The organism is Thioalkalivibrio sp. HL-Eb18, assembly GCF_000364985.1.
Taxonomy (GTDB): domain Bacteria; phylum Pseudomonadota; class Gammaproteobacteria; order Ectothiorhodospirales; family Ectothiorhodospiraceae; genus Thioalkalivibrio.
This window is the reverse complement of record NZ_KB822966.1, coordinates 18406-40673: the sequence shown is the minus strand read 5'-3', so window position 1 is coordinate 40673 and position 22268 is coordinate 18406. Positions and strand designations below refer to the sequence as shown.

20 protein-coding genes and 1 tRNA gene are annotated in these 22268 nt (G+C 66.6%); 5 read left to right on the top strand and 16 right to left on the bottom strand.

Annotation, left to right across the window (positions count from 1 at the left end):
- Positions 1 to 2: 2 nt before the first annotated feature.
- The 3 genes from lpdA to aceE are packed head-to-tail and all read right to left on the bottom strand — an operon-like array spanning position 3 to position 5803.
- Complete coding sequence (gene lpdA, locus F813_RS0106730; RefSeq protein WP_017925996.1) at positions 3 to 1784, bottom strand: dihydrolipoyl dehydrogenase; 1782 nt, start codon at positions 1782 to 1784, stop codon at positions 3 to 5.
- 19 nt (positions 1785 to 1803) lie between these two features.
- Entirely contained in the window at positions 1804 to 3168 is a 1365-nt protein-coding gene (gene aceF / locus F813_RS0106725; protein WP_231289540.1) for a dihydrolipoyllysine-residue acetyltransferase, read from the bottom strand.
- Entirely contained in the window at positions 3140 to 5803 is a 2664-nt protein-coding gene (gene aceE, locus F813_RS0106720; protein ID WP_017925994.1) for a pyruvate dehydrogenase (acetyl-transferring), homodimeric type, read from the bottom strand. Before aceE ends, aceF begins: the two co-directional genes overlap by 29 nt.
- A gap of 274 nt (positions 5804 to 6077) precedes the next feature.
- Here aceE and rnt point away from each other — a divergent pair, with 274 nt between their 5' ends.
- Positions 6078 to 6764 (top strand): ribonuclease T, encoded by a 687-nt coding sequence (gene rnt / locus F813_RS0106715; RefSeq protein ID WP_012981763.1) that lies wholly within the window; start codon positions 6078 to 6080, stop codon positions 6762 to 6764.
- Positions 6765 to 6999: 235 nt separating this feature from the next.
- On the opposite strand, the gene grxD is transcribed toward rnt, so the two are convergent.
- The 9 genes from grxD to F813_RS0106670 all read right to left on the bottom strand — a co-directional run bounded on the left by grxD (position 7000) and on the right by F813_RS0106670 (position 14587).
- Entirely contained in the window at positions 7000 to 7329 is a 330-nt protein-coding gene (grxD, locus tag F813_RS0106710; protein WP_012981762.1) for a Grx4 family monothiol glutaredoxin, read from the bottom strand.
- 81 nt (positions 7330 to 7410) lie between these two features.
- Positions 7411 to 8505, bottom strand: coding sequence for a redox-regulated ATPase YchF (gene ychF / locus F813_RS0106705; protein ID WP_012981761.1), 1095 nt, complete (start codon positions 8503 to 8505; stop codon positions 7411 to 7413).
- Positions 8502 to 9113 carry an aminoacyl-tRNA hydrolase gene (gene pth / locus F813_RS0106700; protein WP_012981760.1) on the bottom strand — a complete coding sequence of 204 codons (612 nt, stop codon included), beginning with the start codon at positions 9111 to 9113 and terminating at the stop codon, positions 8502 to 8504. The genes ychF and pth overlap by 4 nt, the downstream gene beginning before the upstream one ends.
- A 32-nt stretch (positions 9114 to 9145) precedes the next feature.
- Positions 9146 to 9847: a 50S ribosomal protein L25/general stress protein Ctc gene (locus F813_RS0106695; protein WP_017925992.1), complete on the bottom strand. Its 702-nt coding sequence runs from the start codon at positions 9845 to 9847 to the stop codon at positions 9146 to 9148.
- A 114-nt stretch (positions 9848 to 9961) separates the two neighbouring features.
- A complete protein-coding gene (locus tag F813_RS0106690; RefSeq protein ID WP_026148173.1) occupies positions 9962 to 10918 on the bottom strand; it encodes a ribose-phosphate diphosphokinase in 957 nt (318 codons plus the stop codon).
- 130 nt (positions 10919 to 11048) lie between these two features.
- Positions 11049 to 11123 (bottom strand) — tRNA-Gln (locus F813_RS0106685).
- A 220-nt stretch (positions 11124 to 11343) separates the two neighbouring features.
- Positions 11344 to 12222 carry a 4-(cytidine 5'-diphospho)-2-C-methyl-D-erythritol kinase gene (gene ispE, locus F813_RS0106680; protein ID WP_017925990.1) on the bottom strand — a complete coding sequence of 293 codons (879 nt, stop codon included), beginning with the start codon at positions 12220 to 12222 and terminating at the stop codon, positions 11344 to 11346.
- Positions 12219 to 12824 (bottom strand): lipoprotein insertase outer membrane protein LolB, encoded by a 606-nt coding sequence (lolB, locus tag F813_RS0106675; protein WP_017925989.1) that lies wholly within the window; start codon positions 12822 to 12824, stop codon positions 12219 to 12221. Before lolB ends, ispE begins: the two co-directional genes overlap by 4 nt.
- Before the next feature lie 44 nt (positions 12825 to 12868).
- Positions 12869 to 14587, bottom strand: coding sequence for a tetratricopeptide repeat protein (locus F813_RS0106670; protein WP_017925988.1), 1719 nt, complete (start codon positions 14585 to 14587; stop codon positions 12869 to 12871).
- 256 nt (positions 14588 to 14843) lie between these two features.
- Here F813_RS0106670 and hemA point away from each other — a divergent pair, with 256 nt between their 5' ends.
- From hemA to prmC, 3 genes are read left to right on the top strand one after another with little or no spacing between them, the layout of a single operon-like run.
- On the top strand, positions 14844 to 16142 hold the full coding sequence (gene hemA / locus F813_RS0106665) for a glutamyl-tRNA reductase (RefSeq protein WP_026148171.1): 1299 nt from the start codon (positions 14844 to 14846) through the stop codon (positions 16140 to 16142).
- Positions 16139 to 17224, top strand: a complete 1086-nt coding sequence (gene prfA / locus F813_RS0106660) for a peptide chain release factor 1 (protein WP_017925986.1) — start codon at positions 16139 to 16141, stop codon at positions 17222 to 17224. Before hemA ends, prfA begins: the two co-directional genes overlap by 4 nt.
- 6 nt (positions 17225 to 17230) lie before the next feature.
- Positions 17231 to 18082 carry a peptide chain release factor N(5)-glutamine methyltransferase gene (gene prmC, locus F813_RS0106655; protein ID WP_017925985.1) on the top strand — a complete coding sequence of 284 codons (852 nt, stop codon included), beginning with the start codon at positions 17231 to 17233 and terminating at the stop codon, positions 18080 to 18082.
- A 49-nt stretch (positions 18083 to 18131) separates the two neighbouring features.
- On the opposite strand, the gene F813_RS0106650 is transcribed toward prmC, so the two are convergent.
- A complete protein-coding gene (locus tag F813_RS0106650) occupies positions 18132 to 18491 on the bottom strand; it encodes a hypothetical protein (protein WP_012981751.1) in 360 nt (119 codons plus the stop codon).
- A 163-nt stretch (positions 18492 to 18654) separates the two neighbouring features.
- Here F813_RS0106650 and F813_RS0106645 point away from each other — a divergent pair, with 163 nt between their 5' ends.
- Positions 18655 to 19404, top strand: coding sequence for a molybdopterin-synthase adenylyltransferase MoeB (locus F813_RS0106645; RefSeq protein ID WP_017925984.1), 750 nt, complete (start codon positions 18655 to 18657; stop codon positions 19402 to 19404).
- A gap of 1 nt (position 19405) precedes the next feature.
- Here the strand turns inward: F813_RS0106645 and F813_RS0106640 are convergent, their stop codons facing one another.
- The 3 genes from F813_RS0106640 to gatB all read right to left on the bottom strand — a co-directional run bounded on the left by F813_RS0106640 (position 19406) and on the right by gatB (position 22264).
- Positions 19406 to 19822, bottom strand: coding sequence for a hypothetical protein (locus tag F813_RS0106640; protein ID WP_017925983.1), 417 nt, complete (start codon positions 19820 to 19822; stop codon positions 19406 to 19408).
- Positions 19823 to 19915: 93 nt separating this feature from the next.
- Positions 19916 to 20812 (bottom strand): Hsp33 family molecular chaperone HslO, encoded by an 897-nt coding sequence (gene hslO, locus F813_RS0106635; protein WP_017925982.1) that lies wholly within the window; start codon positions 20810 to 20812, stop codon positions 19916 to 19918.
- A gap of 18 nt (positions 20813 to 20830) precedes the next feature.
- Positions 20831 to 22264 (bottom strand): Asp-tRNA(Asn)/Glu-tRNA(Gln) amidotransferase subunit GatB, encoded by a 1434-nt coding sequence (gatB, locus tag F813_RS0106630; protein ID WP_012981747.1) that lies wholly within the window; start codon positions 22262 to 22264, stop codon positions 20831 to 20833.
- Positions 22265 to 22268 lie beyond the last annotated feature (4 nt).

Here is a 22268-nt window from a genome sequence, read left to right as displayed (position 1 = left end):
TGCTAACGCTTTTTGGGCGGCAGGATATCGGTGATCGAGCCGTGCGCGACTTCGGCAGCAAACGCCACGGTCTCGCTGAGGGTCGGGTGCGGGTGCACGGTCAGACCGATGTCTTCCATCTCGGCGCCCATCTCCAGCGCCAGCATGGCCTCGCCGATCAGGTCGCCGGCGGACGGGCCCACGATGCCGGCCCCGATCACGCGCCCATCGGCATCGAACAGCAGCTTGGTCATGCCGTCCTCGGCGCCCAGCGCGATCGCGCGGCCGGAGGCGGCCCAGGGGAACACACCCTTGGTGTACTCGATGCCGTCGGCCTTGGCCTGCTCCTCGGTCACGCCCATCCAGGCGACTTCCGGGTGGGTGTAGGCCACCGACGGGATCGCGCGGGCGTCGAAGTGCACCTTGTGCCCGGCGATCACCTCGGCCGCCACCTTGCCCTCGTGGGTCGCCTTGTGCGCCAGCATCGGCTGGCCGACCACGTCACCGATGGCGAAGATGTGCTCGACGTTGGTGCGCTGCTGGCTGTCGACCTCGATGAAGCCGCGCTCGCTCACCTGCACGCCGGCCGCCTCGGCCTTGATCTTCGCCCCGTTCGGGCTGCGCCCCACGGCGACCAGCACGCGGTCGAAAGTATCCTCTTCCGGCAGGCCCTTGGCCTCGCCCTCGAACTGGCAGACGATCCCGGTCTTGGTGGCCTTGGCGCCGGATACCTTGCTTTTGAGGAAGATGTTCTCGAAGCGCTTCTTCGCGCGCTTCTCGAACGGGCGCACGATGTCGCGGTCCGCGCCCGGCATCAGGGTGTCGGACAGCTCCACCACCGTGACCTTCGAGCCCAGCGCCTCGTACACGCAGGCCATCTCCAGGCCGATGATGCCGCCGCCGACCACCAGCATGCGCTCCGGAATCTCGGCCAGGTCCAGGGCATCGGTGGAGTCCATCACCCGTTCGTCGTCCCAGGGGAAGCCGGGCAGCTTGATCGCCTGCGAACCGACCGCAATGATCGCGTGCTCGAAGCCGATCACCTCACGACCGTCATCGCCCTCGACCGCGATGCTGTTGGCACCGGTGAACTCGCCCGTGCCCTGTACCACGCGGACCTTGCGCTGCTTGCACAGCTGCTTCAGGCCGCCGGTCAGCTTCTTGACCGCGTTGCCCTTGTAGCCGCGCAGCCCGTCCAGGTCGATCTCCGGCTCGCCGAACTTGATGCCCAGCGCGGCGAAACGCTCGGCCTCGTGCAGCACCTCGCCGGCATGCAGCAGTGCCTTGGATGGGATACAGCCAACGTTCAGGCAGACCCCACCGATCTGCGGGTAGCGCTCGACCATCACCACGTCCAGCCCAAGGTCCGCCGCGCGAAAGGCGGCGGTGTAACCGCCGGGGCCGGAGCCCAACACCAGCACCTGGCACTGGCTGTCGGTGTTCGGGTCGGCGGCCGCCTTGGGTGCGGCCTTCTGCGACGCACTCCCGGCCGTGGATTCGGCTTTGTCGGACTCGGTCTTGTCGCCACCGGCTGCGGGGGCGTCATCGCTGCCCGCGGCCGCACCGCTGGCTTCAAGATCCAGGAGTTTGCTGCCCTGGGAGACCTTGTCGCCGACCTTCACATGCAGCTTCTTCACCGTGCCGGCCTCGGGGGCAGGCACGTCGATGGTCGCCTTGTCGGACTCCAGCGTAATCAGCGGGTCTTCCGGCGCGATCTCGCTGCCCGGCTGTACCAGGACCTCGATGATCTCGACGTCCTTGAAATCCCCGATATCCGGGACCTCGATGGTCTTCGTCTGGCTCATCCAGTCACTCCGGTTGCGATTACAAAAGCATGCGGCGCATGTCGGACAGCAATGCGCTCAGCGTGGTGGCGAAGCGGGCGCCCAGGGCACCGTCAATCACCCGGTGATCGTACGACAGCGCCAGCGGCAGGATCAGGCGCGGCTCGAACTCCTGGCCATTCCAGACCGGCTTCATGCTGGAGCGCGACACGCCGAGGATCGCGACCTCGGGGGCGTTCACGATCGGGGTGAACTGGGTGCCACCGATCCCGCCGAGGCTGGAGATGGTCAGGCAGCCGCCCTGCATGTCCGCGGGCTTGAGCTTCTTGTCGCGGGCGCGCTGGGACAGGTCCATCAGCTCGGAGGCGATGTCCACCAGGCTCTTGCGGTCGACGTCGCGCACCACCGGGACGACCAGACCGTCCGGCGTATCCACGGCGATGCCGAGGTTGTAGTACTGCTTGATGATCAGGTTCTCGCCGGTGGCATCCAGCGAGGCGTTGAAGCGCGGATACTGCTTGAGCGCGGAGACCACGGCCTTCATCAGGAACGGCAGGAAGGTGACCTTCACGCCCTTCTTTTCGTACTCGGCCTTCAGCGACTTGCGGAAATCCTCGAGTTCGGTGATGTCAGCCTCGTCGAACTGCGTCACGTGCGGGACAGTGACCCAGTTGCGGTGCAGGTTCTTGCCGGTGAGCTTGTTAATCTTCGACAACGGCTGGGTCTCGACCGGGCCGAACTCGGAGAAGTCGATCTCCGGCATCGGCTCCACGCCCAGGCCACCGCCGGCGCCCTGGCTCAACGCACGCTTGACGAAGCCCTGCACGTCCTCGCGCAGGATGCGCCCCTTGCGTCCGGAACCCTCGACCTTGGCCAGGTCCACGCCCAGCTCGCGCGCGAACTTGCGCACCACCGGCGAGGCATGCGCCTTGCGGAAGGCCGACTCGTCACGGATGTGCTCGGTGGGCGACGGCCGCGGGTCGGCCCGGTCGGCGGCTTTCGGCGCCTCGGACGGTTTCTGCTCCTCGGCCTCGGGGGCCGGTTCGGCCGGCGCTTCCTCCTTCGGCGCTTCCTCCTTGCCGGAGGCCTCCTCGGCGGCGCCCTCGTCGGAGGGCTCCAGTTCCAGGATCGGGTCGCCCTCGTTAACGCGGTCGCCAGCCTTCACCTTCAGCGCCTTCACCGTGCCGCCCTGCGGGGCGGGGATCTCGATGGAGGCCTTGTCGGATTCCAGCGTGATCAGCGGGTCCTCGGGGGAAACGGTGTCCCCCGGGCTGACGATGACCTCGATGATCTCGACGTCCTTGAAGTCGCCGATATCCGGGACGTGCACAGTAGTCGTGTTGCTCATGTCTGCTCCTGCCTCGGGTCCGGCGGCCTCAGGCCTGCAAGGGGTTGGGCCGTTCAACGTCGATCTTGTACTTCTTGATCGCGTCGGACACGGTCTTGACCTCGACGGTCCCGTTATCAGCCAGGGCCTTCAGCGCCGTGACCGCGATGTGGTAGCGATCCACCTCGAAGTGCCGGCGCAGCGCGGCGCGGGTATCCGAGCGACCGAAGCCGTCAGTCCCCAGCACGCGGTACTCGGCTGGCACGAAGGCTCGGATCTGATCGGCATAGGCCTGCACGTAGTCGGTCGCGGCGATCACCGGATCCTCCGAGCCACCCAGGCACTCCTCCACCCAGGATGTGCGCGGCTCGGCCTCCGGATGCAGGCGCGCATGGCGCTCGGCATCGCGGCCGTCGCGGGCCAGTTCGTTGAAGCTGGTCGCGCTCCAGACCTCGGCGGCCACGCCGAAATCCTGGTCCAGCAGTTCGGCGGCGGCCATGGCCTCGCGCAGGATGGTGCCGGAACCCAGCAGGCGCACCTTCTTTTTCTTGCGCCCGCCCGCCTGCAGCCGATACAGGCCGCGACGGATGCCTTCCTCGGCGCCCTTCGGCATGGCCGGCTGCGGGTAGTTCTCGTTCATCACGGTGATGTAGTAGAAGACGCTTTGCTGCTCCGCGTACATACGGCGCATGCCGTCCTGCACGATCACCGCCAGCTCATAGGCGAAGGTCGGGTCGTAGGCGATACAGTTGGGCACGTTGGCGGCCATCATCAGGCTGTGGCCGTCGTCGTGCTGCAGGCCCTCGCCGGCCAGCGTGGTACGCCCGGCCGTCGCCCCCATCAGGAAGCCGCGGGCACGCATGTCGCCGGCGGCCCAGATCAGGTCGCCGATACGCTGGAAACCGAACATCGAATAGAAGATGTAGAACGGCACCATCGCCACGCCATGCGTGGAATAGGACGTGGCCGCCGCGATCCAGGAAGACATGGAGCCGGCCTCGTTGATCCCCTCTTCCAGGATCTGGCCCTTCTTGTCCTCCTTGTAATACATCACCTGGTCCTTGTCCTGCGGCTCGTAGAGCTGGCCGACCGAGGAGTAGATCCCCAGCTGGCGGAACAGCCCTTCCATGCCGAAGGTACGCGCCTCGTCGGGCACGATCGGGACGATGTTCTTGCCGATCTTCTTGTCGCGCGCGAGCAGGGTCAGCAGGCGCACGAAGGCCATGGTGGTGGACATCTCGCGCTCGCCGGAGGCCTCCAGCAGACCGTTGAAGGCGTCCAGCCCCGGGATCTCCAGCGGGGTGGCCAGCGGGCGACGCACCGGCAGGTAGCCACCGAGGTCCTTGCGCCGCTCGTGCATGTACTTCATTTCTTCGGAGTCGGGGTCCGGCTTGATGTACTCGGCCTTCTCCACCTGCTCGTCGGAGAGCGGGATGTTGAAGCGGTCGCGGAACTGCTTCATGTCGTCCGCGTCCATCTTCTTCTGGCTGTGGGTGCGGTTCTGCGCCTCGCCCGCCGATCCCATGCCGTAGCCCTTCACGGTGTGCGCGAGGATCACGGTCGGCTGGCCCTTGTGCTCGGCCGCCGCCTTGTAGGCCGCATAGACCTTGACCGGGTCATGGCCGCCGCGGTTGAGGCGCCAAATGTCCTCGTCGGACATATTGGCGACCATGCGCTTGAGCTCGGGGTACTTGCCGAAGAAGTGCTCGCGCACGTAGGCGCCGTCGCGCGACTTGTAGTTCTGGTAGTCGCCGTCGACCGCCTCCATCATGCGTTTCTGCAGCAGGCCATCGGTGTCCTTGGCCAGCAGCGGGTCCCAGTAGCGCCCCCACAGCACCTTGACCACGTTCCAGCCGGCGCCGCGGAAGATCGCCTCCAGCTCCTGGACGATCTTGCCGTTGCCGCGCACCGGACCGTCCAGACGCTGCAGGTTGCAGTTCACCACCCAGGTCAGGTTGTCCAGCTTCTCGCGCGAGGCCAGCGTGATCGCGCCCAGGGTCTCCGGCTCGTCCACCTCGCCGTCGCCGACAAAGCTCCAGACGCGACGGTTCTCGGTCTGCGCCAGGCCGCGATCCTGCAGATAGCGCATGAAGCGCGCCTGGTAGATGCTCATGATCGGGCCCAGGCCCATGGACACGGTCGGGAACTGCCAGAAGTCCGGCATCAGCCACGGGTGCGGATAGGACGAAAGCCCCTTGCCATCCACCTCGCGGCGGAAGTGGTCCAGCTGCTCCTCGGTCAGGCGACCTTCCATGAACGCGCGGGCGTAGATCCCCGGCGAGGAGTGCCCCTGGGCAAACAGCAGGTCGCCACCATGATCGTGCGACGGGGCATGCCAGAAGTGGTTGAAGCCGACGTCATAGAGCGTCGCGGCGGATGCAAAGGTCGCGATATGCCCGCCCAGCTCGGCCGAGACGCGGTTGGCCTTGACCACCATCGCCATCGCGTTCCAGCGGATATAGGAACGGATGCGGTGCTCCACCGCGCCGTCGCCCGGATACTCGGGCTCCAGGTGCGTGGGGATGGTGTTCACGTAGGCGGTATTGGCCGAATACGGGAGGTAGGCCCCGCTGCGGCGCGCCTTGTCGACCAGACGTTCCAGCAGGGCGTGCGCCCGTTCGGGGCCGTCGGTCTCCAGCACGGAGGCCAGGGCGTCAATCCACTCCTGGGTCTCCTGCGGGTCGATATCGTGTTCGGTCGCGTTCGGGTCCATGCGTCTACCCCTGAAAACGGGTTGGGAATCAGGATGCCATCACGGCTCCAGGCCACCGGGCGGGCGGGCATTTGCTACCATGCGCCGGTGTTGGGCGGGCATAAAAGGCGCAAGTATCCCGACTGTGCCGCCAACAGGTCAAGCGAAAGCCGCCTATGGCGCCGATCTTCGGGGAAATCTGCGGGAAAAGCCGCAAACATCAAGAAAGCCCGCCCTTGTGCCGCCAATACCCGCGAATACCGCCCGCCGCCCCCATTCAGGACCGAGTACACCGATGGCCGAACCCGTCCAGCTGGACCCGCAACACCGCCCCATGGCAAACCGATTTCGCGGCTTTCTGCCCGTCGTCGTGGATGTCGAGACCGGGGGCTTCGATTGCCGCCGCCACGCCCTGTTGCAGGTGGCGGCCGTATTCCTGCGCCGCGACGAAAACGACCACCTGGTGCGCGACCGCACCGTCAGCCTGCATGTGCGTCCCTATGAAGGGTCGGAGATGGATCCGAAGTCGCTGGAGGTGAACGGGATCGACCCCTACCACCCGCTGCGCGCGGCCTACCCCGAAGATCAGGCCATGGGCCGGCTGTTCAGCGAGGTCCGGCGGGAGGTAAAGATCAACCACTGCAAGCGGGCGATCCTGGTCGGGCACAATGCCCACTTCGATCTCGGCTTCGTGCATACCGCCGCCGAGCGCTGCGGGATCAAGCGCAACCCGTTCCACCCATTTTCCAGCCTGGACACCGTGTCCCTGGCCGCATTGGCGTTCGGCCAGACGGTCCTGGCACGGGCGGCCGATGCCGCAGGGCTCGGATGGGATGCGGAGGCCGCCCACAGCGCGGCCTTCGATGCGGAAAAGACGGCGGACATCTTCTGCCAGATCGCGAACCGCTGGCAGGACGGGGTCGGAGTGCCGCAGAACGCCCTGCGCCTGCCCGACCCGGAAGAGCTGCCGCCGGGGAGCTGACGGAAACACTCGCCCCGCGACCATCCCTGAAGATCGCCACGGCGCTGCGCACCTCGCGATGACACAGCCCCAACCCCGTCATTGCGAATCCCGAACGGGGCGAAGCAATCTCGCAACGCTGGCACGACAGCGGGATCCGGTGGTTGCATCAGGGGGTCGCAACGGCCCCTTGCGGGGCCTCGCGATGACGGTTTTAGGGTGTGTGGCAGCCCTTCGGGCTGCCACACCGCGTGCTTTAACTCGCGGCGCGCTTGGCGTGGGCCTCGTCGACCGCCTTTTTCAGTTCGCCGCTTTCGAACATCTCGAGGGTGATGTCGCAGCCACCGATCAGTTCGCCATCCACATAGACCTGCGGGAAAGTCGGCCAGTCGGCGAAGCGCGGCAGGTTCTGCATGACTTCCTGATCCGCGATCACGTTCACGTAGGCAAACTCCTGCTCGCAGCGCTTGAGCGCTTCGACCGCGCGGCTGGAGAACCCGCACATCGGGAACTGCGGCGTGCCCTTCATGAAGATCACCACCGGATTGTCTTCCACCTGCTGGCGGATGCGGTCCATTACGTCCATCGAAGTACTCCCAAAGATTCGGTGCAAAACAGGGCGGGCACCAGCGGCACCGCGCCCGATCATCAATTCGCAGTGTAATGCTCAGACATTGAAGCGGAAATGTACCACGTCACCTTCGTGCATTAGGTATTCCTTACCCTCCAGGCGCCATTTCCCGGCGTCCTTCGCACCCTGCTCGCCATTGTTCGCGACGAAGTCGTCATAGCCCACCACTTCGGCTCGGATGAAGCCGCGCTCGAAATCGGTGTGGATGACGCCCGCGGCCTGCGGCGCGGTGGAACCCCGACGTACGGTCCAGGCGCGGACCTCTTTCTCGCCGGCGGTAAAGAAGGTCTGCAGGTCCAGCAGCCGGTAAGCGGTACGGATTACCCGATCCAATCCTGGCTCCTCAAGCCCCAGATCGGCCAGGAATTCGACCCGTTCCTCTGGGTCCAGCACGGCGATCTCCGCCTCGATGGCTGCACAGACGCTGACCACCTCGGCGCCCTCCTCGGCCGCCTTGGCCTGCACCGCCTCGACCATCGCGTTGCCGCCGGCCAGCGAAGCCTCGTCGACGTTGGCGATATACATTAACGGCTTGATCGTCAGCAGGTGCAGATCATAGAGCAGGCGCCGCTCGTCCTCGTCCAGATCCTGGGCCCGCGCCGGGACCCCCTGATCCAGGCCGGCCGCGACCTTCTCGGCTGCCTTCAGCTGCGCGATGGCCGTCTTGTCCTGCGACTTCGCCGCGCGCGCCAGGCGGGTCAGCGCCTTGTTGGCGGTTTCGAGGTCCGCCAGCATCAACTCGGTGCTGATGGTCTCGATATCGGCCAGCGGATCGACCTTGCCGGCCACATGCACGATGTCGTCGTCCTCGAAACAGCGCACCACCTGGGCGATCGCATCCGTCTCGCGGATATGGGCCAGGAACTGGTTACCCAGCCCCTCGCCCTGCGCGGCACCGGCCACCAGACCGGCGATGTCGACGAACTCCACCGTCGTGGCCAGCGTACGCTCGGGCTTCACGATCTCGGTGAGTCGCGCCAGGCGCGGATCCGGCACCTCCACCACTCCCACGTTCGGGTCGATGGTGCAGAACGGGTAGTTCTCCGCGGCGATCTCGGCGCGGGTCAGGGCATTGAACAGGGTCGACTTGCCGACATTCGGCAGGCCGACGATCCCGCACTTCAGGCTCATCGGGTTTCCTCGGATGTTGCGTGGGCCGCCTTCGACCCGCCGCCATGCAGATTGCGTACAGCCTCGTCCCAGCGCCCGGCAATCAGCGCCGGCACCTGGTCCAGCGCGGCATCGATGGCATCCTCGATCGCACGCGCATCGTCCCGACCGGGACGGTCCAGCACGAACGGGACGACGTCGTCGCGGTGCCCGGGGTGACCGATACCCAGACGCAGACGCGCATAGTTTGGCCCGCCCATATGGCGATGCAGGTCGCGCAGACCATTGTGACCGCCATGCCCGCCGCCCATCTTCAGGCGCGCGACACCGGGGTCCAGGTCGAGCTCGTCATGCACCACGAGAATCTCTTCCGGCGCAATACGATAGAAATCCGCGCACTTGCGCACCGGGAGACCACTCTTGTTCATGAAGCTCATGGGCTTGAGCAGCCAGCAGTCGCCCTCGGGCAGGGTCAGCCGCGCCCCTTCGCCATCGAAGCGGCTCTCGCTACGGAACTCGGTGGAATAGCGCCGAGCCAGGGCATCCACAAACCAGAAGCCCGCGTTATGCCGGGTCTCGGCATAACGCGGGCCCGGATTGCCCAGCCCGACGATCAGGCGAATCGCCATGGGTCAGAAGGGCTCAGGAATGGCCGTGAGGCTTATTCCTTGTCCTCGGACTCGCCTTCGTCGCCGGAGGCTGCCTCTTCGCCACCCTCGGCCTCGGTACCCTCGGCCTCGGCGGCTTCGACTTCCTCGCCGTCTTCCTCTTCGGCCTTCGCGGCACGCGGGAGCAGGACACTGACCACGGCGTAGTCGTAGTCATCGCCATGCATCAGGGCCACGCTCTCCACACCCTTCGGCAGTTTCAGCTCGGAGATGTGGATGGTGTCACCGACGTCCATCTCGGCCACATCGATGTCGATGGACTCGGGCAGGTCGCCCGGCAGGCACTCGACTTCGATGTCGTTCAGCATACGGCTGACCATGCCACCACCCAGCTTCACGCCCTTGCACTCTTCCTCGTTGTGGAAGTGCAGCGGCACATGCACGCGGATCGGCTGGTTCGCGGACACACGCAGCAGGTCAACGTGATAGATGGTCGGCTTGAACGGGTGACGCTGCACATCGCGCAGGATCGCCTTCTCGGTCTTGCCATCCAGCTTGACACTCAGGATGTGCGAGTAGAACGCATCATGCTTCAGGTTGTGCACCATCGCGTTGTGGTCGAGGGTGATCGGCTGCGCGTCATTCTCGCCACCGTACAGGATGGCGGGCAGCTTGCCGGCGCGACGCAGGCGGCGGCTCGCACTCGATCCCTGCTCGTCCCGCTTCTCGGCTTCAATGGTAAAACTCATGCTCATCGTTGCTTTCTCCAAATGAACACGCCTCATCCGCGACCAGATGAGGCGTGAGGTTGGGGGACAATCCCCCGAAATCGTGACGCCGGAACGCCCTGCGCGTCAGTCTACAACGCGTCAATCTACAAACAGCGAACTGACCGACTCCTCGCGATTGATCCGGCGAATGGTCTCGGCCAGCATCTCCGCGACCGACAGCTGCCGGATCTTCGCACAAGCCTGGGCATTCGGCTGCAGGGCCAGGGTGTCGGTCACCACCAGCTCGTCCAGCGCCGAACCGTTAATGTTATCAATTGCCGCACCAGAAAGCACGGGGTGCGTGGCATAGGCGCTCACCGACGCTGCACCGTGCGCCTTCAGGGCCTTGGCCGCCTGACACAGCGTGCCGGCAGTATCCACCAGGTCGTCGATGATGATGCAGGACTTGTCGCGCACATCACCGATGATATGCATCACCTCGGACTCGTTCGCACGCGGACGGCGCTTGTCGATGATCGCCAGATCGGCGTCATCCAGACGCTTGGCAATCGCGCGGGCACGCACGACACCGCCAACGTCCGGCGAAACCACGGTCAAATTGCCGGAGACATGCCGCCAGACATCGCCCAGCAGCACCGGTGAGGCGTAGATGTTATCCACCGGGACGTTGAAGAAACCCTGCACCTGATCCGCGTGCACATCGATAGTCAACACGCGGTCCGCGCCGACCGCCTCGATCATGTTCGCGACCACCTTGGCCGAGATCGGCACCCGCGCCGAGCGCACCCGGCGGTCCTGGCGGGCATAGCCGAAATACGGGATCACGGTGGTAATGCGGCCAGCCGAGGCGCGTCGCAGCGCGTCCACCATGATGACCAGCTCCATGATGTTCTCGTTGGTCGGTTGCCCGGTCGGCTGGATCAGGAACACGTCGCGACCGCGCACGTTCTCCAGGATCTCGACCTGCACCTCGCCGTCACTGAAGCGGCCCACAATCGCCTTGCCCATCGGCAGGCCCAGGTGCTCGGCAACGCTCTGTGCCAGGCGGGGGTTCGCGTTCCCCGCGAAGACCATCATTCGGCTCTTGTCGACCACGGTTTTTTCCGGTCTGGGTGGTGCGGAGCGGGTGAACTGGCCACCTGGCTCCAAAATAGACCCCGGCGTGGTGCCGGGACCTGTGGTGTATGGCGCGGTGGCGATATCCAGCATCACCACCCGCGTTGTATGGCTGGGCCGGCAGGATTCGAACCTGCGCATGACGGGATCAAAACCCGTTGCCTTACCGCTTGGCTACGGCCCAATTGCTCGTTGTTGCCTGCCTCGACCCTGCCCGGGTCCCGCTTCCGGAACCCATGGCGGATCGGCTGCCGCCGATCCGGGCCGGCAGGATGATGGCGCTGCCCGCCACCCTTCGGGCGCCACCTGCGGTGGCGTGCTCTCGCGGCTGCGCCGCTCGGGTCGAACCTGCGCATGACGGGATCAAAACCCGTTGCCTTACCGCTTGGCTACGGCCCAATGACTCATTGCTCGGCACCATCACCCTCGGCGGCGCTGCCCGGGAGCCACTGCCGCAGGGGTGACACGTTCGTCAGCGGCGCCACCCAGCTCCGCCACGGTCTGGGCTGTGCGGCCTGCGCCTGGCGGGCGGCGGCCTCGTTCGGGAACATCCCGAAAATACAGCCCCCGGTGCCGCTCAGCCGCGCGCGCTCCGTTTGCCCGCCCATCCAGTCCAGCGCCTCGCCAATGGCGGGGTACTGCCGGCGAACCAGCGGCTCGAAGACATTGCGAAAGCGCGCGGTATCGATTTCGGGCGAAATTGTCTCGGCGGGACAGTCGCGTGTCAATTCCGCCGCGCCAAACATGGGGCCAGTGGCCACCGAAACCCCGGGGTCCAGCAGCAGCAGCCAGGCCAGATCCGGCTCCACCGGCACCAGGCGATCCCCGACACCTTCGGCCCAGGCCGCCCGTCCACGCACAAACACCGGCACATCGGCCCCCAGTCCCAATCCGATCGCGGCCAGCTCATCCTCCGACCGCCCGAGGTCGAACAGATGGTTCAGTGCCACCAGCGTGGTCGCGGCATCGGAGCTGCCCCCACCCAGGCCGCCCCCGATCGGGATGCATTTATCGAGGTGCACCCGCACGCCAAACGGTGAACCGGCGGCATCCGCCAGCGCCCGCGCGGCACGGAGGCACAGGTTGTTGTCCCCGTCGACTCCCTCGGTCGACATTTCGAATCGCCCCCGCTCCAGCGGTTCGAAACGCAGCGAATCCGCCAGCCCGACGAACTGAAACACGCTCTGCAGCTCATGGTAACCATCGGGACGGCGCCCCGTGATATGCAGAAATCGGTTGATCTTGGCCGGCGCAGGGAAGGCCACATCGAAATCGCCGTTCATCGCGTCGCCATGTGCCAGTTGGCGATTCGCACGCGCAGTTCCACGCCCTCGCGCTCGAGGTCCATGCGCACCGGCAGCGCCATGCCGTCAACCTCATCGAACTCGCCGAACTCGATCACCCAGCCGGACTGCTCGATGCGCCGGGGCAAGCCGTCCTCGTCCGTCTCGAGATCGTAATCGGCGCCCGGCGCGAGCAGACCTCGCACCCAGTAGCGCATGCCGGACACCGGTATCGACTCGTTCGTCAGGTAGGCGACCAGGGCATCCGGGTCCTCGGCCTGATACTGCTCGCCGGCCCGTGTCACCAGCACCGCGGGTTGATCCGGGGCCAGCGTCAGGCGGCCACCCCCGCGCCCCATCGGGCCGGACAGGTCGAGGACATGGCGCTCCTGCTGCACGCGCCAGTTCAGCTGCGCGGACCAGTACTCCGTCTCGGTGGAGAGCCCCAGACGGGCCGCCAGGCGCCACTCGTCAAAGGCTTTCACGACCTCGGCGCGCTCGTCGAAGGCCTGCCGTGCAGCGGGATCTTCAGTACGGGGCATTGGGGCCGCACAACCGATCAGCACCAGCGCCACGACGACACCCGACACCCAGCGGGTCACTCCCGCCCACGAGGGCGCACGGGACTCTGGGGATCCAGACAACATCACTCGAGGAGTTCGTCACGCACCCGCAGCAGGCGCTCGTGATCCGGCTCGCGCTCCAGCGCCGCCTCCAGAATGGAGCGTGCCTCGTCGCGTTCGCCCCGCTCCCAGAGCACCACAGCGAGGTTGCTCGCGATCTCGCCGTCGTCGGAGAGATCGTAGGCGCGACGCAGGAAGTCCTCGGCCTCGTCCAGCCGCCCGAGGCGATAGAGGACCCAGCCGTAGCTGTCGATGATCGCTGCGTCGTCGGGCTCCTGCGCGTAGGCCCGTTCGATCAGGTCCAGCGCTTCCTCGTAGCGGTCGGTGCGGTCCGCCAGCGTATAGCCCAGCGCATTCAGCGCGGCGACGTTCTCCGGATCGTTGTCCAGGATCGCGCGAAAATCCGCCTCGGCGGCCTCGATGTCATCCTGGCGCTCGTGCACCAGGCCGCGCATGTACAGCAACCGGGTATCGCCGGGGAACTGCACCAGTCCCCGATTCAGGCGTTCGCGCGCCGCCGTGTACTCGCCCTTTTCACGCAGCAGGTTCGCCTCGCCAACATAGGCACGTCGGGCAAGCTCGGTATCCGGACCCTGCTGCATCTGCTCGAAGCGCTCGCGCGCGGCCGACTCGCCCTCGATCTCCAGCGTCATGCGCGCCGCGCGCAGGCGGGCATCATCGGCGTGGCCGCCACCCCCGACCCGCTCGTAGGCCTGGCGCGCGCCTTCCGGGTCGTCTTCCATCTCGTGCAGCCGCCCCAGGTAGTAGGCAATGTCGTCCTCGCGCTCGCCCAGGGCGTCCAGACGCTCCAGATAGGTCCGGGCCGGCCCCAGTTGTTCGGCCTCGAGGTTCATCAGTGCCAGGGCCAGCAGCAGCTGCACATCCTCCGGGTCCTGCTCGACCAGGCGGTCCATCTCCTCACGCGCCATCTCGCGATCATCGTGCTCCGCCAGCATACGGGCATAGCCAAAACGGGCCTCGCGGCTCTCCGGGTGGTTGGCCACCGTCGCGCGCAGCTCCTCCAGCGCCTCGTCGGACTGCCCCGCCTCGTCCAGGGCGCGGGCGCGCAGCAGCCGCAAAGACACGGATTCCGGGAAGCGCTCCACACCCCGCGCGGTCGCCTCCAGTGCCGGATCGCCGGGCGCGAAGCGCAGTGCCGCCTCGGCAAATACGCGATGCACACCAACGTCGTCCTGACGCTGATCCGTCAGCTTTTCCAGGGCCTCCAGCGCGGCCTCGCGGTTGTGTGTCTGCCCGACAACCGCGCCAAGCGCCGCGTAGGGGTCTCCACCCTGCACGGCCTGCAGGTCGATCACCGTTCCCATTTGCTCGGCAGCCGGATCCGGCTGCCCGAGGTCCAGACGCAGCACCGTGGACAACTGCAGGGCATCCAGGCTCTCCGGTGCCAGCTGGCGCCAGCGCTCGGAAGACTGCAGGGCCTGGTTGCGATCCCGGGCGAACAGCGCAATGCGGGTGGCCCGTTCGGCGATGGCCGGGTCGTCGCTGAGCAGGGCCGCGGCGCCGTAGTAGCGCGCGGCCTCTTCGTACTGCCCGGAGCGCACGGCGATCTCGCCGACCAGCACCCCCAGCATCAGGGCCGCTTCCGGGTCCTGCGCCGGCATGATCGGGAGGATCACGGGGCGATCCGTCTCCAGGGCCTCGCCCTCCGAGGCGCCCAGGGGCATGTGGGCGCAGCCCACCAGCACGAGCGCGGCCAGTGCCACAAAAAGGGGTCGAATCATTTCGGGTCCGATCGGATTACTCCGTTGCATTCAGGGGAGACTCGGATAAGTGCATCACTTAGTTGCATCACTAATGGGACGCCCATCCCGTGCCACGGTTCCAAACTGGCAACCGAGCGGCACACCGGCTGGACACTGTAACGGACGGCACGGGCCAGTACACTACGCACCCACCACCGAGGGAATGCACTTCTCCCTCGGCGACTTGTATGTTTCGGGGGCCTTTTCCGGGCATTTGCGGCACAATAGCGTCAGCATGCTGTTCACTCTTGGTATCAATCACAAGACCGCCCCGGTCGCGATCCGCGAACGGCTGTCGGTAAACGAAAACCAGCTCGGCGAGGCCCTGCACTCGCTGCGCTCGGGTGTGCTGTTGCCGGAAACCGCGATCCTGTCGACCTGCAACCGCACCGAGGTGTACTTCCGCGAGGGCGGCAAGCAGTCGGAACACCGCGTACTCGACTGGCTGGGCGGCTACCACGGCATCGACCGCGACGAGCTCAGACCCTACCTGTACCTGCACCACGACGGCTCCGCGGTACGCCACACCCTGCGCGTGGCGAGCGGACTGGATTCATTGGTCCTCGGCGAGCCCCAGATTCTCGGGCAGATGAAAACGGCTTACCAGCATGCCCACGACGCCGGCACGCTGGGCCGCTCGCTGGAGCGCCTGTTCCAGCATGCCTTTGCCACCGCGAAAGACGTGCGCACGCAGACCGCGATCGGCCAGAGCGCCGTCTCCGTGGCCTTTGCCGCGGTCTCGCTGGCGCGCCAGATCTTCGGCGACCTGAAGCCGCTTACCGCACTGGTGATCGGGGCCGGGGAGACGATCGAACTGGCGCTGCAGCACCTGTCCGGCCACGGGATCGGCCAGGTGATCGTGGCCAACCGCACCGAGGAGCGCGCCCAGGCCGTAGCCGAACGCTTCGACGGCGAGGCGATCAGCCTGAACCAGCTGCCGGATCGCCTGGCCGAGGCCGACATCGTGATCTCGTCGACCGCCGCGCCGCTGCCGATCCTCGGCAAGGGGGCGGTGGAACGCGCCCTGCGCAAGCGCCGGCACAAACCGATCTTCATGGTCGACATCGCCGTCCCGCGGGACATCGAACCCGAGGTCGGCCAGCTCGAGGACGTCTACCTCTATACGGTGGACGACCTCCAGGAGGTGATCGACGAGAACATGGCCTCGCGCCAGGCCGCCGCCGCACAGGCCGAGGAGATCATTACCCAGCGCGCCAGCGAATTCATGCGCTGGCTGCGCGCCCGCGACTCCGTGGACAGCATCCGCCAGCTGCGTCAGCGCGCCGAGGCCGTGAAGGCCGAATCCCTGGCCAGGGCCGAGGCGATGCTGCGCGCCGGCAAGTCGCCGGAGGAGGCCATGCAACTGCTGGCCCACAGCCTGACCAACAAACTGATGCACGCCCCCTGCAAGTCGCTGAACACCGCCGCCCACGAGGGCGACGCGCGCCTGCTCGATGCCGCCCACCGGCTGTTCCAGCTGCCCAGCCCGGAAGACGACCCCGGCCACGACCCCGAATCCGGCTCCCGTTCGTGAAGGCCTCGTTCCGCACCAAGCTCGAGGGCCTGGCCGAGCGTCATGCCGAGATCGCACAACTGCTGGCCACCCCGGACGCCGCCGAAGACGCCGATCAACTGCGCCGGCTGTCACAGGAATACAGCCAGCTCGAGCCCGTCGCCGAAGCCTGGAAGGCCTGGCACGACAACCAGGCCGCGCTGGAAGAGGCCCGCGCGATGCTCGCGGAGGATGACCCCGAGCTGCGCGCAATGGCCGAGGCCGAGATCGAATCCCTGACCGAGCAGACCGAGGCCCTGGAGGCCGAACTCTACCGCCACCTGATCCCGAAGGATCCACACGACAAGGCCAACGTGTTCCTCGAGATCCGCGCCGGCACCGGCGGCGACGAGGCCGCGATCTTCGCTGGCGATCTGCTGCGCATGTACACCCGCTACGCCGAGCAGCAGAACTGGAAGCTGGAGATCCTCAGCGCCAGCGAGGGCGAACACGGCGGCTACCGCGAGGTGATCGCGCGCCTGGCGGGCCAGGGCGCGTACTCGCGGCTCAAGTTCGAATCCGGCGCCCATCGCGTGCAGCGCGTCCCCGAGACCGAATCCCAGGGCCGCATCCACACCTCGGCCGCCACCGTGGCCATCCTGCCGGAGCTGGACGAGGTCGAGATGCCGGATATCAACCCGGCCGACCTGCGCGTGGACACCTTCCGCGCCTCCGGGGCCGGTGGCCAGCATGTCAACAAGACCGACTCCGCGGTCCGCCTGACTCACCTGCCGACCGGCATCGTGGTCGAGTGTCAGGAAGAACGCTCGCAGCACAAGAACCGCGCCAAGGCGATGACCTACCTCGCCGCCCGTCTGTTCGAGGCCGAGCGCGAGGCCCAGGCCGCCGCGCAGAGCGCCGAGCGCAAGAGCCTGGTCGGCAGCGGCGACCGCTCCGAGCGCATCCGCACCTACAACTTCCCACAGGGCCGCGTGACCGACCACCGCATCAACCTGACCCTCTACAAGCTCGAACAGGTGATGGCCGGCGACCTCGACCCGGTGATCGACCCGCTGATCCACGAATACCAGGCCGAGCAGCTCGCCACCCTGTCCGAGGGCTGATCCGGAGTGACCACCACGCTGGACGCCCTGCTGCGCGAGTTGCGCGACCGTCTGCAGGCAGCCGGATCGGAAGAACCGGGGCTCGAGGCCCGCCTGCTGCTTGGCGCGGCGACCGGCCTCGACACCAGCGCCCTGATCGCCCGCGGACTTGAGGCACCCACCGCGTCGCAGCGCGAACGCGCCGACGCCCTGTGCAGACGCCGTGAGACGGGCGAGCCGATCGCCCACATCCTCGGCCGTCGCGCCTTCTGGACCCTCGATCTCGGGATCTCCCCCGCCTGCCTGATCCCGCGCCCGGAGACCGAACTGCTGGTGGAACGGGCAATCGCGGCCATTGACGCCTGCGAGCGAGCGCATCCCCGGGTACTGGATCTGGGCACCGGCAGCGGCGCGATCATCCTTGCGCTGAAGGCGGAACGCCCGGCCATTGAGGCCGTCGCCACCGACCGCAGCCCGGACGCCCTGCGCCAGGCCCGCGCCAACGCCGACGCCCTGGGACTGGACGTGGCCTTCCTGCAGGGGACGTGGCTCGACCCGTTCAAGCCCAGCGACGCCTTCGACGTGATCGTCAGCAACCCGCCCTACATCGCGCCGGACGACCCCCACCTGACCCGCGGCGACCTGCGCTTCGAGCCGCGGGAGGCGCTGGCCGCGCCGGAAGCCGGGCTTGGCGACCTGTACACCATCATCGATACCGCACTCACCCACCTGCTCCCGGGCGCCCCGCTGCTGCTGGAGCACGGGTTCGATCAGGCCCGCGACGTTCGGGTCCGCATGGAGCAGGAGGGCTATCGCGAGGTGCAGAGTTTGCGTGACCCCGCCGGACACGAGCGCATCACGATTGGGGTACACGCATAAAAAAGCCCCGGCGCGAACGCCGGGGCCAACCGTGTGATGCGGGCAATGCCTAGAACGGCAGATGCAGGTGCAGGTTCATCGAGCCGCTGGGCGAGCGGTGCCGCGGGCGGCTGTGATAGTGGTGATGATGGTGCTCCTGGTAGCTGTAATAGTGCCCCCGCTTATGGCCCCGCCCACGGTTATGCGAGCGTTTGGAATACTTGTGGCCGCGATAGCCAGGGTGGCTGCGGGCATGCGGCGGGCCACCATAGTGGCCCGGACGATGATGCACATGCTGCAGGGCATCAGGGTCGAACGCTGCGGCACCGGTGTGCACAAAGCCGGAGACCGGCTGGGCCGCATGCGCCGGGGCCGTCAGGGCAAACGCCAGCAACGCCGCCGGCGCCAGGGCGATCATCATGCGTTTCATCGTGTACCTCCTTGAACTGCGCAACTGGCAGAATTGCCACGGTCCAGATTACGGACGCTTCCTGAACGGTTCCTAACCGAGCCACCCGAGGAGCGTGACCCCGGTTACACTTTTCCGGACTACATGACCAAGCCTTGACCCGATTCACACTGGAGAACGCCCCGTGGATGACCCGGAACTGCTGCGCTACAGCCGCCAGATCATGCTGCCCGGTGTCGGGGTCGAGGGGCAGCAGCGCCTGCAGGAGGCACATGCGGTCATCATGGGCCTGGGCGGGCTGGGTTCGCCGGTCGCGGCCTATCTCGCGGCCGCCGGGGTCGGACGGCTCACACTCGTCGACCCGGACCATGTCGAGGTCACGAACCTGCAGCGGCAGATCCTGCACACCGACGCGGACATCGGCCACGACAAGGTGGAGTCCGCGAAGCGGCGCCTGGCGGCGATGAATCCGAACTGCCGGGTCGAGACCCGCGCCGAACGCCTGGATGTGGCGGCCATGACCACCCTGTTCGCGCAGGCCGATGTCGTGCTGGACGGCACCGACAACTTCGCCAGTCGGGGCGCCATCAACCGCGCCGCCATTGCCAGCGGTACACCGCTGGTCTCCGGCGCGGTGATCCGCTTCGAGGGACAGCTCACCACCTTCGATTACCGCGACCCCGAGGCCGCCTGCTACCACTGCCTGTATGGCGAGGGCGGCGGGGACGAGGACACCTGCGCGGCCAATGGGGTGCTGGCCAGCCTCCCGGGCGTCATTGGCAGCCTGCAGGCCACCGAGGCATTGAAGCTGCTGATCGGGCTCCCGACCCTGAGTGGTCGGCTACTGATCGTCGATGCGACCAACATGCAGTTTCGCGAGATTCGTCTGCGCCGCGACCCGGACTGCCCGGTCTGCGGCCAGCGTCCGGCCTGAGTCAGGCGCTGGAACGGGATCGGAAGGCGATCACCTGGCCACGGGGGATACGCTGATCCTCCTGGGCCAGGGCAACGGTCAGACGGTCGGCCATGCAGGCCAGGGCGCGATTGGTGACCATGGTCGCCATGGAATGATAAAGGCGCAGCTCGCAGGCCACCGGGCGATGCAGGTTATGACGGCGGGCGGCGCGAAAGGCCGTCCAGGCTACCACCGGCATGTCGTTGAGCACACGATCCACGACAACCCAGGCATCCGGCTGCAGGATCAGATCCAGGTGTTTCAGGATCGGCAAGGGCAGTCGGATCTCGGGGCCCAGCCGCCGCAGGGCCAGGGCCGCCTGATTGTAATAGCGGGCCTCGACCTGCCATCCGGGCCGGGTATCCAGGGTGGGAATCTCGGTATGCCGGGAATACATGACCAGCCCCCGCCAGTGCCATAGCCTATCTATCTCTATAGCAAAGACCGCCACTCGGCGGGAAGATTCCGCTCCCGATTGTTTCGCGAGCGGTTACTGGCGCGTATCGGGCGTCGGCGGCTGGAATGTCTGGGTAGCGCAGAGGGCCTCGGCATCCACCGGGTCATAGTGATACTGCGCGTTGCAGAACTCGCAGGTCACCTCGATCCGGCCCTGCTCCTCGATGATGCCGCGGATCTCGTCCTGCCCGAGACCACGCAGCGTCTCGGACACCCGTTCGCGCGAGCAGGGGCAGTGGAACTGGACCGGGGTCCCGTCGAACAGACGTACACGCTCCTCGGCGAACAGCCGGCCGAGCAGCGTGCCGGCATCCAGCTCCAGCATCTCCTCGGGGGTGGTCGTCTCCGCCAGGATGTTCGCGCGGTTCCAAGCCTCGGAATCGCGCGTGACCGCATGGCCACCCTCGCCGGGCACGGCCTGCAGGAGCATCCCCGCGGCCGACTGGTCATTGGCGGCCAGCCACAACCGGGTAGGCAGCTGCTCGGAACGCTCGAAGTAGACATTCATCGCATCCGCCAGGGTCTCGCCTTCGAGCTCGACCACACCCTGATAGCGCTCACCACCATCGCCCGGATCCAGCGTCAGCATCAACCGGGCGTTGTCGCCGGCACATTCAGCCAGCGTAGCGTCCTCCGGCGGGGTTTCGCGAAAGCGGGCCAGTCCGCGCAGCCGTCCTTGCCCATCGGCCTGGGCCACGATCATGTGCACCGGACCGGTGCCGGTCACCTGCAAGATCAGCGAGCCATCAAACTTGAGTGTGGCGGCGGTCAGCGCCACGGCCGCGTAGGCCTGACCCAGCAGGTCGCGCACCACTGGCGGATACTCGTGGCGCTCCAGCAGGGCCTGCCAGGCGGCGTCCAGGTGCACCCATTCGCCACGCACCCCGGCCTCCTCCAGCATGAAGCGGTGCAGAGTGTCGGGTTCACGCATGGAATCCGCAGCCCTGCATCAGCCGTCCAGCTTGGCCTTCAGGCGCTCGTTCACCTGGGCCGGGTTGGCCTTGCCCTGGGTGGCCTTCATCACCTGGCCGACAAAAAAGCCGAACAGCTTGTCCTTGCCGCCGCGGTACTGTTCCAGCTGCTGCGGATTATTGGCCATCACCTCGTCGATGATCGCATCGATCGCCGCGGTATCGGTGATCTGCTTGAGCCCCTTGGCCTCGATCACGGTGTCAGCATCACCCTCGCCGTTCCACATCGCCTCGAAGACCTCCTTGGCGATCTTGCCGGAGATGGTCTCGTCCTGGATGCGGGCCAGCAGCCCGGCCAGGCCTTCTGCGTTCACCGGGGCGTCGGCCAGCTCAACCTCGGAGCGGTTCATCGCCGCGGAGAACTCGCCCATTACCCAGTTGGCGGCGAGCTTGGGCGCGCCGCAGCCGGCGGCCACGGCCTCGTAGAAGTCGCCCATCTCGCGTGCAGCGGTCAGCACACCGGCATCGTAGTCGGACAGACCGTACTGCTCGACAAAGCGGGCGCGCTTGGCACCCGGCAGCTCCGGCAACCGCTCGCGCATCTGGTTTACGAACGCGGCATCCACCACCACCGGCAGCAGGTCCGGATCGGGGAAATAGCGATAGTCGTTGGCCTCTTCCTTGGTGCGCATGGAGCGCGTCTCGTCGCGATCCGGATCGTACAGGCGGGTCTCCTGGACCACGCTGCCGCCACCCTCGATCACGTCGATCTGACGCTCGACCTCGTGATTGATCGCGCGCTCGACGAAGCGGAAGGAGTTCAGGTTCTTCAGCTCCGCGCGGGTGCCGAACTCGGTCTGGCCCTTGGGCCGGATCGAGACGTTCGCATCACAGCGGAAGCTGCCCTCCTGCATATTGCCATCGCAGATATCGAGATAGCGCACCAGCGAGTGCAGCTTCTTCATGTAGGCAACGGCCTCTTTCGCCGAACGCAGTTCCGGCTCGGAGACGATCTCGATCAGCGGGGTACCGGCACGGTTGAGGTCGATTCCGGTCATCGACTCGAAGCCCTCGTGCAGGCTCTTTCCGGCATCTTCCTCCAGATGCGCTCGGGTCACGCCGATGCGCTTGGTCGTGCCGTCTTCCAGCTCGATGTCCAGATGCCCCAACCCCACGATCGGCAGCTCGTACTGCGAGATCTGGTAGCCCTTGGGCAGATCCGGGTAGAAGTAGTTTTTACGCGCGAACACCGAGCGGGGGGTGATCTCGGCGTCGATCGCCAGCCCCAGCATCACGGCCTTCTCCACCGCGCCCTGATTCAGCACCGGCAGCACGCCAGGCATACCCAGGTCCACCGCGCAGGCCTGGCGGTTGGGCTCGGCGCCGTAGGCGGTCGGCGCCCCGGAGAAGATCTTGGAGACGGTGTTGAGCTGGGCATGAATCTCCAGCCCGATGACGGTTTCCCATTCCATGCGG